Here is a 14,170-nt window from a genome sequence, read left to right on the forward strand (position 1 = left end):
CGTTCAACCATCACATTATCTACCTATGAGCAGTATACTGCGCAAGTTTACCATCCATACTGATTTGAATGCCATTTGATTTCAATACATCAATAAATGCATCACTGGTGAACTGACTGCCTTGGTCTGTATTCAATATTTCAGGTGATCCATATTTTTCAATCGCTTCATTTAAAACCGAAATACAAAAATCCACCTCCATACTAATCGATACCCTATGCGCAAGTACCTTGCGGCTATGCCAATCAATCACAGCACATAAATAAACAAAGCCTTTTGCCATAGGGATATACGTTATATCCGTACACCACACTTGATTACTGCGCTGAATAGCCAATCCTTTGAGCAGATATGGATATTTACGGTGAGCTTGATTGGCCTGACTTAGATTTGGTTTACGATATAACGCATTAATGCCCATTTTCTTCATTAAAGTACGTGTATGACGTCGTCCTATATGATGTCCTTGACGGTTCAATAAATCACGCATCATACGGCTACCTGCAAAAGGGTATTGCATATGTAATTCATCAATACAGCGCATCAGCTTCAGATCTGATGCACTCACAGGTTTTGGGCGATAGTAATAACAACCACGGGAGACTTTCAGTAGCTTAGCTTGCTTAGATACTGAAATCTGAAGTGAGTCGTCGATTAACTTTTGTGGTTGAAGCGGCCCAGTTTCTTCAACACACCTTCTAAAAAATCAATTTCTAATGCCTGCTCACCGATTTTTGCATGTAGTTTTTTTAGATCAATGGGCGGTTCTGCTGGAGCTTTTGATTGATCGAAGGCTTGCGAGGAAGCTGAAAGCAATTGATTTTTCCAGTCGATAATTTGGTTTTGATGAACATCAAATTCAGCACTCAATTCAGCAAGTGTTTTTTCTGCTTTAATCGCAGCAAGCGCTACCTTAGCTTTAAAGTCATTTGAATGATTTCTTCTTGGTCTACGTGCCATAAAATACTCCATATATCGATGTTTATAACATCATTTGGGGAGCAAAATATCACTTATAGGAGTTGTTCAAATTTACGGAGCCATCTCTAACTGCCCTTTTTCAATATTTTGACTAGAAAATGTACTTTTCCATTGTGCAGGTTTTTTATATTTAACTTCATCTAGTTTTGAGCGAAAAATAAATTGACCTGAACTGAGTTGAAAGATGAAGTCTGAACTCTCCTGTACTGGCAGTGAACCGTGGTAACGGGCAATAAATACATCTTTGGGTGAATGTGGCATACACGCCATAACTGACTGACAGAAAAATAATGTACTCCACCCCAGATAACAAAATATTTTCATCGTTTATTCAACATATTCTAGTTCAAAATACATTTTTAAACTCTTTGAGTTTATTTAAATTACAAACCCACGCTCCACAATCATCTGATTCTTGCCCTAACTTGTAAAGTTCAGAATTTTCCTAAGTGGGAGCATCTAACGCCATGATAGCTTTTAGAATGTATAGTTTTATATGGAAAATAAAGCCTGAAACTTTTACAAATGATTTGCAATCAATAACCTAATAGATTTTTCGATCTTAAGTTAATTTATGATCAAAAACTTAGATGTTCGTGTCTATTTGAGGTTGATAAGTCTACAATAGTGAATATTTTTAAATAGAACTATTTTTAGTATTTATTTATCACTCCACAGTGTATCTAACACAAATTACCAATTGTCATTCCCAAGGAGTAATGAGGGTGCGCCAAGCAACAGTTTATATTGACAGTCAGGCACTGCAATATAATTTAAACCGTGTCAAACAACTTGCCCCAACAGCGAAAATTGTTAGCATGGTCAAGGCCAATGCTTACGGACATGGTGTAAAAGACTGCTTAGCAGCCTTAAAAGACAGCGATGCCTTTGGTGTCGCTTGTGTTGAAGAAGCCTTAGAAATCCGCGAATTGGGATATACGCAGCCCATCACCCTGATTGAAGGTGTTTTTTCTGCCAATGAAATGCAAAGCGTATTGGCACACAAATTGGAATGTGTGGTGCATCATCAAGCACAGCTCGATTGGCTACTGCAACATAAAGCTGATTATATCGCACAAGGCTTAAAAGTCTGGGTCAAGCTCAACAGCGGCATGAATCGTTTAGGTTTTAAAATTCCTGAAATTATTGATGTGATTCACATGCTCAAAGCAGAAGGTTTTACCTGTGTGTTGACCATGCATTTTGCCAATGCCGATGGTGACCATGCTTTAAATGATCAACAAGTCGCACAATTTTTGCATGTCAAAGACAATTGCAGCCCTATTCTTGCTTCTTGCTGTAACTCTGCTGCAATCTATCGTTATCCTGAATTGCATTTTGATTATGTACGCCCAGGCATCATGCTTTACGGAGCTACGCCTTTTGCCGCACATAATGTGCATACACTGGACTTGAAGCCTGTGATGACTTTGAGTGCAGAAGTGATTGTATTAAATCAGATTGATGCAGGCGAACACGTGGGCTACGGATCAACCTTTACTGCAGAACAAGCCATGCAAATTGCCATTGTTTCAATTGGTTATGGCGATGGCTATCCACGTACATTTGTGCAGCCGAATTTTGTTGCGATTGGTTCAAAATTAACGCCCGTGCTTGGTCGTGTGTCAATGGATATGATTGCCATTGATGTCACAGGTTTAGACGTTGAATTAGGCACACAAGTTGAACTATGGGGCAAACACCGTTTGGTAGATGATGTCGCCACGGCCAATGGCACCATTGGCTATGAACTGCTATGTCGTTTAAGTTCTCGTCCACAGCGTAAGGTAACCAGCATTTAGTATTCTTTTATGGATCTGTTGCATGTAGCAATTTTGTTGCATGCAATCGTCTAAGCGATTTTCTTTTCTCACTTCGATATTTTCTTTTCACTTTATATTTTCTCAAAGCCTCTGCATTTTCATTGATATTGATAAAAATTCGTGGTCATCCACATTTGTATTTACCGCTTTACAGTCATCCAAATATTAAGCTGAAAATCACACTCAAAATCTCTATGCAGGCGAACAAATCCCTGCCCGTGCCTTGGGTAATGCGCAATATCCACGATTGAAGCAGCACCAGGTCGCTATGTTTTGGTAAATTTATTTTAATCAGTCATATAACAACAGCAATCCACATGCTATATATCATGTGCATCCCTAGAAACGTGAACATAAAATTTAAGGATATAAAATGAAAGATGTTGTCATTGTTGCTGCAAAACGTACTGCAATTGGTAGTTTTTTAGGTAGCCTCGCTTCTTTATCTGCACCACAATTGGGGCAAACAGCAATTCGTGCAGTCTTAGACAGTGCCAAAATACAGCCTGAACAAGTTGATCAGGTGATTATGGGCAACGTACTTACTACAGGTGTAGGTCAAAACCCAGCTCGTCAAGCCGCAATTGCTGCGGGTATTCCTGTACAAGTACCTGCATCAACGCTAAACGTGGTGTGTGGTTCAGGTTTACGTGCCGTACATTTGGCTGCACAAGCAATTCAGTGTGATGAAGCAGAAATTGTGGTTGCTGGTGGTCAAGAATCAATGTCACAAAGCGCACACTATATGCAATTGCGTAACGGTCAAAAAATGGGGAATGCCCAGTTGATCGACAGCATGGTGGCTGATGGTTTAACCGATGTTTATAATCAATACCACATGGGTATTACTGCAGAAAATATTGTAGAAAAGCTTGGTTTAAACCGCGAAGAACAAGACCAATTGGCACTGACTTCACAACAACGCGCGGCTGCAGCACAAGTGGCTGGTAAATTTAAAGATGAAATTGCAGCTGTAAGCATTCCACAGCGTAAAGGCGACCCAATTGTATTTGCCGAAGATGAATACATCAAAGCCAATACTACGCTTGAAAGCCTGAATAAATTACGCCCTGCGTTCAAAAAAGATGGCAGCGTAACAGCAGGTAATGCTTCTGGTATCAACGATGGTGCAGCAGCAGTGTTAATGATGAGCGCAGACAAAGCTGCAGCCTTAGGTGTACAACCTTTAGCACGTATTAAAGCCTATGCAATGTCGGGTATTGAGCCTGAAGTTATGGGTCTTGGCCCTGTTGAAGCTGTGCAGAAAACCTTAAATAAAGCAGGTTGGAGCTTAGATCAAGTCGATTTGATTGAAGCTAATGAAGCCTTTGCCGCACAAGCTTTAGGTGTTGCCAAAGAACTAAGCTTAGACTTAGATAAAGTAAACGTCAATGGTGGTGCAATTGCCCTCGGTCACCCGATTGGTGCGTCAGGTTGTCGTATCCTTGTGACATTAGTACACGAAATGCAACGCCGTGATGCAAAAAAAGGCATCGCAACGCTTTGCGTAGGCGGTGGTATGGGTGTTGCACTTGCGGTTGAACGAGACTAAGCAATCGAGCCTAAAATGCTGCACGAGTCAAATCTGTAAAATTTGATAGCGACTCAAAGCTAGCAATAAATTTTAGATCTAATGGGAGCTTCGGCTTCCATTATTTTTTCTAACTACGCAGAGTTTATAAATAATATTGTTGTCGATCAGTTTGACATGACAGGTCGCTGGCTTAATCCACTGAAAGTAAGTGCTGAATATGATCACTAAAGTGATAAAAATGCATGGTATCGGGTTGCTGTTTCAGTTGTTGCCATGCGTCTACAAGCGATGTCCAACCTAAATCTTTCAAACATTGTACAATCATTTCCAATTGCGACAAAGTCTTTTCAGTGGATTGTTTTAACCGAATTTGTCGGTCTAATTGTTCAATTTTTTGCCCCAACTGAAAGAATAAAAATATCTGCTGTGGTTCTGCATCTAATAGTGCTTCGCAGTCTTGTACCACATCACAAATATAACTCGCGTTATCGTACGCATTTTGAATACATTGCTGTAATTCAACATAAGTGGTTTTAGTGAAAACCTGTGCCAAGTTTTGAATTTTTGTCCGTGTTTGCTCAAACTGCATCGCAAATGAGGCAGGCTGTTCTTCGTTTAAAATCAATTCATTTAAAGAAGCAGCATCAAATGCAGGCAAACAAAAGGCATGTGCATAAGTCAAAGCAGCATCATTTTGTTTAAATGGAAATTGCTGACAGACATATTGAATACGGGTTAAATAACGGGCTAACCAAAAAATTTCTCGTGCATCGCCGCTAGATAAATTCACGGTTGTTTGTTCCTCCTTATTTCAAGTCAGGTTTTGTCCAAATTGTGTGCTTAATTAAACTACAACACCATAAGACTATATATGTTTTTATTTACATAAACCCGCCTCAAGCATACAAGAAAAAGACTTGACCTTACTTAAAGCATACAGTTTAGTCTTGCTTATCAAAAATACACTTTCAAACCAATAGAAATTCTGAGTCGTCTTTCACCAATCACATACTTTTTCACATAGTTTAATCGAATCTAAAATACGTTAATCCTCTGAACTCACTGCGTAGATGCATGATCTGAATATATACTGCACCGCCTTTTTGAGTAAAAAACTTGATAAACATTCTAAGTTTTCTTATTGTGTTAACACTCAAGCTCTGACTCATTTAAAACGACCAAGCAAATACTGAATATGTCTATACAAGAAAAAGAAACATCGAATAGTTTATATCGCCAATGGCAAATTTTATCGCGCCTTTCTACAGGTAAATGGATGGGCACACGTGAATTACACGATGTCTTGCAACGTGAAGGTATCGATATTAGTTTGCGTACAATTCAACGTGACTTAAATCAAATTTCACAGCGTTTCCCCATTGAAAGTAACGGTACCGTACCGCAGGGTTGGCGCTGGCGTTCAGATGCACCGATTCAAAGTTTACCGCACATGACTAGCTCTCAAGCGGTGACGTTTATGATGGTCGAAGAACATTTAAAACACTTGTTGCCACCAAGCCTGATTGAAGAAATGAACCCTTGGTTTGATTTGGCACGGCGTAGTCTATCCACGCAAAATAATGTTCGCCAATGGATTAACCGTGTGCGGATTGTGCCTGCAACACAACCTTTAATTCCGCCAGTCGTAGACCGCAATGCACAACAGGCGATTTATGAAGGCTTGCTCCAAGACAAACAACTGGAATGTATTTATCAATCACGCAGCAGTTCAGGCGAAGAAAAAACCTATGTGCTGAATCCTTTGGCTTTGGTGCAAAAAGGTGCGGTGATTTATTTAATTTGTACCCGATTTGACAAAACCGACATTCAAACTTTTGCCCTGCATCGTTTTAAAGCGGCCAAAGTTTTAGATTCACGCGCCCTGCATCCTGTTAATTTTGATATTGATGCCTATATTGAATCTGGCGAATTGGGTTTCAGAGTCGATTTCAGCAAAGCTACTGAAAATATTCAGCTCAAACTTACCATGCAAAAAGCTGATGCCATTTACTTTGATGAAAGCCAATTAAGCAAAGATCAAACCATGGAAACACTGGAAAATGGTGATGTGTTGGTGACAGCCACTGTGCCGTTTACCTCGCAATTGGTTTGGTGGTTGCGTAGTTTTGGTAAAAAGCTGATTCAGATTGAACCTATAGAAATTGCCAATGCGGTGCATCAGAATCAGGATTAAAAAAGCCCCAAATATTGGGGCAATAATATTATCATTTTCTTTTAAACTTAGTTATTATGATTGCTGATTGAAGTTAAAATTAAAATTGACTCGGCATTGCACAACATGGTCATGCGAGTTCAGCTGTATTATAACGAATGGTTTTTAAAGTCATATTTTTCCCCCTATCTATGTCGATAAGTATCACTTTAACTGCTCCTGATCTAGCTGTGAAATCATAAGATGTGTGGTCGAAATCAAGTTTTCTCTTATACTTAACTTCTTCTTTACTTAGCATCTGATTTACTTTGGTGCATAAAAAGCCCGCAATTTAAATTTGCGGGCTCCTGCATTACTCTAGCAAATCTTATGCAGATTTACGTGACTGTGCATTTTTACGAATGGTGATCATCACCAATTGAACTGCAGCAGGTGTCACACCCGGAATACGACTGGCTTGTGCCAAAGTTTCAGGCAAAACATGCTTTAACTTCAGCGTAATTTCGCGCGATAAACCTGAAATTGCATCATAATCAAAATCCGCAGGGATTTTGGTTTCTTCCAAGCGTTTTAATTGTGCGACATCTTCATGCTGACGGTTAATATAACCTGCATATTTCACCGCAATTTCAATTTGGTCACCCACTTGTGCAGAAACTTCTGAACCCGTTAATTCTGCAATTTGCGCAAAGCTGATATTTGGACGTTTTAACAGATCAATCGCAGAACATTCTTTAGATAAATCTGCACCTGTCATTTCAACAAATTTTTTGCCCATCGGGTTGTTTGGTGCAGCCCACAAATGCTGTAAACGCCCTGTTTCACGTTCTACTGCTTCCATTTTTTCACAGTAAGCCGCCCAACGGGTGTCATCCACCAAACCAAGTTCACGACCAATTGGGGTCAAACGCTGATCAGCATTGTCTTCACGCAACATCAAACGATATTCCGCACGTGAGGTAAACATGCGGTACGGTTCTTTGGTACCCAGTGTGATCAAATCATCAACCAATACACCAATATAAGCTTCATCACGTTTTGGTGTCCATTGTTCCTGATCCCAAGCGCGACGTGCCGCATTCAAACCAGCCAACACACCTTGCGCACCCGCTTCTTCATAACCAGTCGTGCCATTAATTTGACCTGCAAAATACAAATTATTAATGGCTTTGGTTTCCAAAGTGAATTTCAAGGCTTGTGGATTGAAGTAATCATATTCAATCGCATAACCCGGACGCAAAATATGCGCATTTTCCATACCACGAATTGAACGAACTAATTCGAACTGCACATCAAACGGTAAAGACGTTGAAATTCCGTTTGGATACAATTCATGTGTATCTAAACCTTCAGGCTCCAAAAACACCTGATGCGAGTCTTTGTCAGAAAAACGGTGAATTTTATCTTCAATCGATGGACAGTAACGTGGGCCAACACCTTCAATGACACCTGTATACATAGGTGAACGATCTAAACCACCACGAATAATTTCGTGAGTACGTTCATTGGTATGCGTGATATAGCAGTTCACTTGTTCAGGGTGCATCGACACATCACCCATGAATGACATGGTTGGCGATGGGAAATCACCCGGCTGCGGAATCATGACCGAAAAATCGACTGAACGTGCATCAATACGTGGTGGCGTACCTGTTTTTAAACGACCAACAGGCAAATTTAATTCACGTAAACGCGCCGCCAAAGCAATTGATGGGGGATCGCCTGCACGACCGCCACTCGATTTTTCCAAACCAATATGAATAACGCCACCTAAGAAGGTACCTGTGGTCAATACCACCGTTTTTGCATCAAAGCGAATGCCCATTTGGGTCACAACACCTTTTACAGTATCGCCTTCTACAATCAAGTCATCGGCTGCTTGCTGGAAAATATCTAAATTGGCTTGGTTTTCTAAAGTGGTACGAATCGCAGCTTTAAAACGAACACGGTCTGCCTGCGCACGTGTTGCACGAACCGCAGCACCTTTACGCGAGTTTAAAATACGGAATTGAATCCCACTTTTATCGGCAGCCAATGCCATTGCACCGCCCAAGGCATCAATCTCACGTACCAAATGCGACTTACCAATCCCGCCAATAGCAGGGTTACAGCTCATCTGCCCTAAAGTCTCAATGTTATGAGTTAAGAGTAAGGTTTGACGACCCATACGTGCTGCTGCAAGCGCCGCTTCGGTGCCTGCGTGACCGCCACCAATAACAATGACATCGTAAACTTTAGGATAGTGCATAATGGTCAAGGAGAGATAAAAAATAAAGACGGAATATTATAGCAAAAGTTGTGGCATAAGTTGACAGATTCAGTCGATTTTATTGGCTTAACGGCGCTACAAAATTAATATTTTGTAATCCAAATTTGCATTTTTACTGTATATAAAAACATTTAGACCTAAAAATTAACCAGATCACTGTTGTTTTAATTTGTCCATTTTTTATCCTAATAGCACAGATATGAGAAACAAAGGGAAACATCATGAATAAGAAAATTTTGCTGTCCTCTATGCTTTGTGGCTTATTTTTCAGTCCATTTGCAGTGCAGGCAAATGATAAAGTAGAAACCGTCTATAACGCGCAAAAATTCCAGCAAGTCTGTAAAGGTAAAACTCAGGGCGCACCTGTAAGCTTTGCTTATCGTGGGATTATCTGGAATGGTACCTGTGAACCACAATTCTTTAGTTCATCTAAAGCAGTGCAATTACAAGGCAATGAGCCTGAATTATACCGTTCTTGTATGGCAGATGCGCAAAGTACCGTCATTACAGTCAATGGTACTGAGTTAAAAGGCAAATGTGCCTTAGGCTTTACGCCACCACGCCCTGCTGCCATGTGAGTCCTATCGTAATGAGTCACATCATTTAATTGAATGGATCGGTTTTCATGAAGTGCTTGGGTTACCTTATTAACCTAGACATAAGCATAAAAACCTACGAAAGCAGTCATTGGAAAGAAGTGACTGCTTTGTTTATTGCACATTCAAAAAAAACAATTACACTGCAAAAGAGAAGGAAAACTTACAACCATAAGAAAGAATAAAGGATGTGCTATGGATTCAGGCTTTTTTACCTTTTTTCTACCCCTGACCTTGTCTGTGATGATGATGGGCTTAGGCTTACAACTCACGCCTAAAGACTTTATTCGGGTCAATCAATTTCCTAAAGTCATTTTTTTAACACTTTTTTCACAATTGGTCATTTTGCCTGTTTTAGCATTTTCAATTTGTTTATTTTTAGAATTACCACCGCTGTTGGCAATTGGCTTAATGCTGCTTGCTGCTTCACCAGGGGGGCCTACTGCGAACTTATTTAGCTATGTCTATAAAGGTGACGTTGCCCTAAATATTACCCTAACTGCAATGAATTCTGTGATGGCAACTTTTACTCTGCCTTTTATTGTCAATTTATCTTTTCTGTATTTTATGACTGATCAACAACAAATTGGCATGCCTATTGAAAAAATGGCACAGGTTTTTTTACTGATTATTGTGCCTGTATGTGTAGGAATGGCGGTGCGTAATGCGATGCCACAAATTGCATTACAGTTGGGCAAACCTATGCGTTTGATGTCCATTTATTTCATTTTCGCTTTATTCTTTTATGCACTTTTCCGCGAACGCGCCAATGTCTTTGACTATTTCAGCGCCATTGGTATCGCAACTGCACTATTTTGCTTTTTAAGTTTACTCATTGGTTATCTCGTGCCGTATTTGGCGGGCGTCCCTGATCAACAAGCACGCTCCTGTTGTTTTGAAATTGGTATTCATAACACTGCCGTTTCTTTAACCATTGCACTATCGGTTTTGCAAAGCACTGAAATTGCCATTCCTTCTGCGATCTACACCATTTTTATGTATATGTTCAGTTTTATTTTAGGGAATATCCTGGCTAGACAATCTGCCAAACTTGCTCTTCAACACACACAGGAGCAGAGTTTTAACCACAATAAAAACACAATTTAAGACGTAAGCAAGATTAAATTAACCACATATTAAACAAATAGTTAAATATCAAATATATTATTATAGATGTAAAAACAAAGGAGTGGTTATGGATTCAGGATTAGTCACAATATTTTTGCCTCTGGCTTTGGCCGTGGTCATGGCTGGACTTGGCTTAGAACTCACCCCTAACGACTTTAAACGGGTAAGCAAACACCCCAAAGCAGTCTTTATTGCTTTATTTTGTCAATTGGTTGTTCTGACAACAATTGCATTCTTCATTTGTAAACTGCTGAATTTACCACCTCTGCTTGCAGTCGGAATCATGCTACTGGCAGCCTCTCCTGGCGGGCCAACAGCCAACTTATTTAGCTACTTATATAAAGGCGATATTGCCCTAAACATCACCCTCACTGCCGTCAATTCCGTAATTGCAGCATTTACCTTGCCACTGATTGTCAACTTTGCCATTCATCATTTTATGCAGGATGGACAACAAGTTGGATTACAGTTTGCAAAAGTATTGCAGGTGTTTTTAATTATTATCATCCCTGTCACTTTAGGGATGTCGGTACGCCATTTTAGCCCTCAAACGGCAGACCGCTTAAACAAACCTGTACGTATTTTTGCTGTGGTTTTTCTAATTTTGATTATTATTGGCGCAATTGCCAAAGAGCGAAACAACATCATGCTTTATTTGGCAGATGTAGGACTTGCCACGGCCCTGTTCTGTGCCTGCAGTTTATTGATTGGTTATTTTGTCCCACGTTTCTTTGGCGTGAATAGCCAACAAGCCCGTGCCTGTGCCTTTGAAATTGGTATTCACAACAGCACCCTTGCAATGACTATCGCCCTAACCGTTATGGCAAGCTCAACTATTGCCATGCCTGCTGCTGTTTATTCTATTTTCATGTATATCTTTGCCGCAATTTTAGGCACATTACTAAATAAATTTGTGCCGACACCTGCATCAGAGCAATCTGCATCCTAAAACAAGTCCCTCAATCATCCCCAATCCAGCAATTTGACAGCTTTGGGGATGAGTGAGCGATGATAACTAAAACAAACCATCCACTTATATTTTTAGATTTATATTTTTTTCACTTTATTCGACTATAAGCATAAAGCGAATTTGAAACTTCCAATCGCATAGAGTTTTCCCATTCGCAATCCGAATAAAAAATAACAGCGTCTGCGCCAGTTCAGTTACAATAGTGCTTTCGCATTAAATTTTAGGTTATCTCCGTGAAGTGGTTACAAATACATATTACTGTTGATCAAGCGCAAGTCGATTTTACTGAAACCCTGCTCAGTTCATTGGGTGCTGTCAGCGTAACCTTAGATGATGCGGAAAATCAGGACTTACTTGAGCCACTGCCAGGTGAAACACCACTTTGGAACAAAGTCATTGTGACTGGTATTTATGCACAAGACGAAGGTGAAGAAATTGATGTTGCAGCCTTAGAAACCTTTATTCGTGCGCAAATGCCAGAAGCCCCTTTACGCAGTGAATTTTTGGAAGATCAGGTTTGGGAACGCTCATGGATGGATTACTACGAGCCAATCCAGATTGCAGAGAAATTCTGGATTGTACCTGAATGGTTGGAACCACCTGAGGCAGATGCCGTCAATATAAAACTTGACCCAGGTTTGGCTTTTGGTACAGGTAACCATGCCAGTACATTCTTGTGCCTACAATGGTTAGGTAAAACCGATGTGAAAGATAAAGTCGTGATCGACTACGGTTGTGGTTCAGGCATTTTAGGGGTCGCCGCTTTATTACTCGGTGCAAAAAAAGTCTATGCTACTGATATTGACCCACAAGCAGTTTTAGCAACTAAACAAAATGCTGAACTCAACGGCGTTCTCGAAAACTTATATGTTGGACTTCCAGAAGAGTTCAATCAAACCATTGGAAATGAAAAAGCAGACGTTTTAGTTGCTAATATTTTAGCAGGCCCATTGATGATGCTTGCGCCAGAGTTCGCAACTTTAATTAAATCTGAGGGCGAGTTCGCACTTGCAGGTGTTATTGAAGAGCAAGTTGCTGAAGTTTCTAGTGTTTATTCTGAATTTTTTGATATAGTACAAGTCGAAAAACGTGAAGAAAACTGGTGTCGAATTTCGGGGAAACGCCATCCCCATAACTGTAATTTTTGAGTTATGAGTGACAAGCAAACCAAGTGCCCTGAATGCCAGTCTGTTTATAAAGTATCCGTTGCGCAACTGACCGTTGCGCAAGGCATGGTTTGTTGTCCTAAATGCGACACTACCTTTAATGCTCTTTCGCATTTGGTATTTGCCTATCTACAAAATAAAAATTCAGTCACATCACAGTTACATCACATTCAAAACCACAGTTTTGTACAGGCAACTGCTGAACTTGCGCAAACGCAACATATTTTAGATATTTTTCAGCGTAAAGTTGAACATTCCAATATTGATCTGAAAACCTATCTGAATAACCTCAATTATTTTAGTACCGAACCGATTGGCAACATTCCTGCCATGAACTTATCTGCGCCTGATCTTGAAAATGAAAAAAAGCAAGGCAATGGTTACTACTTACTTTGGGCAATTATTAATCTTTTATTGGTTGGTTTGTTGATCTTTCAAATTTTGTGGTTTAACCCAAAGTTTTTAAACAGCAGCCCTACACTGAATTCTGTGTTTACCCAAGTCTGTCAATTTTTCAACTGTAGTAATCTAGAACAACGCTATAGCTTAATTTCAGCAAATCGCGTGAAGGTGAAACGTGTAGATGCTATAAATACACAATTTACGGGTGAGCTGATCAATTACTATGACAAAAGCTTGGCTTTGCCTCATATCAAAGTCACTTTGAAAGAAAAACAACAAACATTATTTACTTATGTTTATTCTCCACAGGAGTATTTGGTCGAAAGTCTTTCGAGTATTCAACGCATTCCTAAAAACAGTCCATTTAAGTTTGACATTTTAGTTCCAATGTCACGAAACGACTTCGATACCTATACTTTAGAAATTATCAAGCCTTAATTCACAATAAAATAGCGAAAAAATAGCGAAAAAAATTAAAAAAATTGCAGTTTTCTTGCTCACTTTTTCTCATACAATGGTATCATACGCGCCACGAAAGCTTTGTGCTGCAAACTCCTCGCAAGATTCACAACAAATTTAGATCTGTCTAATGCGCTTTATTTTATATATCGCGTACAGAGTAGATTTTTTTGTTTTGATTTTGGTCTGTAACAATTATTAATGTATTGTTACGCTTAAATTTCGACCAATGCGTAGAGTTGTGGCAAGCTAAATGTTCCAGTTTTAGAACTTCCCGTTTTAGGATCTAAAACGGAGTTCATTTAATTTATAGACCACATTGATATATCACTTTATCCCAGTGATATCTGATTTTCGGATTAATTCGCATGAATAGCAAATCTCCTATTTTTACTGCACAATCTGATGTTGCTTTACGTATTCACGTAGATCGCGCAGTTCGCCATTATTTTGCACAACTACAAGGTGAACAACCTTCACAAGTGTATGACATGGTGTTAGCAGAAATGGAGAAACCTCTTTTATCTGTTGTTCTTGAATACACTCGCGGCAACCAAACACGCGCTGCTGAAATTCTTGGACTAAACCGTGGAACTTTACGTAAAAAGTTAAAAGCTCACGGTTTAATGAGTGAATAAGTGATAAAATGCTTGCGGCCTCCGCAGGCAT

11 protein-coding genes and 2 pseudogenes are annotated in these 14,170 nt (G+C 39.7%); 9 read left to right on the forward strand and 4 right to left on the reverse strand.

Annotated features, from left to right (window positions below):
* Positions 1–46 precede the first annotated feature (46 nt).
* Together B2W49_RS07665 and B2W49_RS07670 are read right to left on the reverse strand one after the other, a co-directional pair.
* A pseudogene (locus B2W49_RS07665) lies at positions 47–972 on the reverse strand (IS3 family transposase); the annotation flags it as partial.
* Positions 973–1,047: 75 nt separating this feature from the next.
* Positions 1,048–1,242, reverse strand: a pseudogene (locus B2W49_RS07670) (hypothetical protein); the annotation flags it as partial.
* 464 nt (positions 1,243–1,706) lie between these two features.
* On the opposite strand from B2W49_RS07670, the gene alr reads away from it, so the two are divergent.
* Both alr and B2W49_RS07680 read left to right on the forward strand, forming a co-directional pair.
* Positions 1,707–2,783, forward strand: coding sequence for an alanine racemase (gene alr, locus B2W49_RS07675; protein ID WP_291337956.1), 1,077 nt, complete (start codon positions 1,707–1,709; stop codon positions 2,781–2,783).
* A 394-nt stretch (positions 2,784–3,177) separates the two neighbouring features.
* Entirely contained in the window at positions 3,178–4,356 is a 1,179-nt protein-coding gene (locus tag B2W49_RS07680; protein ID WP_291337957.1) for an acetyl-CoA C-acetyltransferase, read from the forward strand.
* A gap of 172 nt (positions 4,357–4,528) precedes the next feature.
* Here B2W49_RS07680 and B2W49_RS07685 read toward each other — a convergent pair whose 3' ends face one another.
* Positions 4,529–5,128 (reverse strand): hypothetical protein, encoded by a 600-nt coding sequence (locus B2W49_RS07685; RefSeq protein ID WP_291337958.1) that lies wholly within the window; start codon positions 5,126–5,128, stop codon positions 4,529–4,531.
* Between the two features lie 405 nt (positions 5,129–5,533).
* On the opposite strand from B2W49_RS07685, the gene B2W49_RS07690 reads away from it, so the two are divergent.
* A complete protein-coding gene (locus B2W49_RS07690; protein WP_291337959.1) occupies positions 5,534–6,532 on the forward strand; it encodes a helix-turn-helix transcriptional regulator in 999 nt (332 codons plus the stop codon).
* Between the two features lie 346 nt (positions 6,533–6,878).
* Here B2W49_RS07690 and mnmG read toward each other — a convergent pair whose 3' ends face one another.
* A complete protein-coding gene (gene mnmG, locus B2W49_RS07695; protein WP_291337961.1) occupies positions 6,879–8,759 on the reverse strand; it encodes a tRNA uridine-5-carboxymethylaminomethyl(34) synthesis enzyme MnmG in 1,881 nt (626 codons plus the stop codon).
* Positions 8,760–9,001: 242 nt separating this feature from the next.
* Between mnmG and B2W49_RS07700 the strand changes: the two genes are divergently transcribed.
* The 6 genes from B2W49_RS07700 to fis all read left to right on the forward strand — a co-directional run bounded on the left by B2W49_RS07700 (position 9,002) and on the right by fis (position 14,139).
* Positions 9,002–9,358, forward strand: coding sequence for a hypothetical protein (locus tag B2W49_RS07700; RefSeq protein WP_004973135.1), 357 nt, complete (start codon positions 9,002–9,004; stop codon positions 9,356–9,358).
* 213 nt (positions 9,359–9,571) lie between these two features.
* On the forward strand, positions 9,572–10,483 hold the full coding sequence (locus B2W49_RS07705) for a bile acid:sodium symporter family protein (RefSeq protein WP_291337962.1): 912 nt from the start codon (positions 9,572–9,574) through the stop codon (positions 10,481–10,483).
* Between the two features lie 88 nt (positions 10,484–10,571).
* Positions 10,572–11,453, forward strand: coding sequence for a bile acid:sodium symporter family protein (locus B2W49_RS07710; protein WP_291337963.1), 882 nt, complete (start codon positions 10,572–10,574; stop codon positions 11,451–11,453).
* Between the two features lie 254 nt (positions 11,454–11,707).
* Positions 11,708–12,622 (forward strand): 50S ribosomal protein L11 methyltransferase, encoded by a 915-nt coding sequence (prmA, locus tag B2W49_RS07715; RefSeq protein WP_291337964.1) that lies wholly within the window; start codon positions 11,708–11,710, stop codon positions 12,620–12,622.
* 3 nt (positions 12,623–12,625) lie between these two features.
* Complete coding sequence (locus tag B2W49_RS07720) at positions 12,626–13,480, forward strand: zinc-ribbon and DUF3426 domain-containing protein (RefSeq protein WP_291337966.1); 855 nt, start codon at positions 12,626–12,628, stop codon at positions 13,478–13,480.
* Positions 13,481–13,869: 389 nt separating this feature from the next.
* Complete coding sequence (gene fis, locus B2W49_RS07725) at positions 13,870–14,139, forward strand: DNA-binding transcriptional regulator Fis (protein WP_001086304.1); 270 nt, start codon at positions 13,870–13,872, stop codon at positions 14,137–14,139.
* Positions 14,140–14,170: the final 31 nt, after the last annotated feature.

Origin of the sequence: Acinetobacter sp. UBA801, assembly GCA_002296655.1 — a bacterium.
Classification (GTDB): domain Bacteria; phylum Pseudomonadota; class Gammaproteobacteria; order Pseudomonadales; family Moraxellaceae; genus Acinetobacter.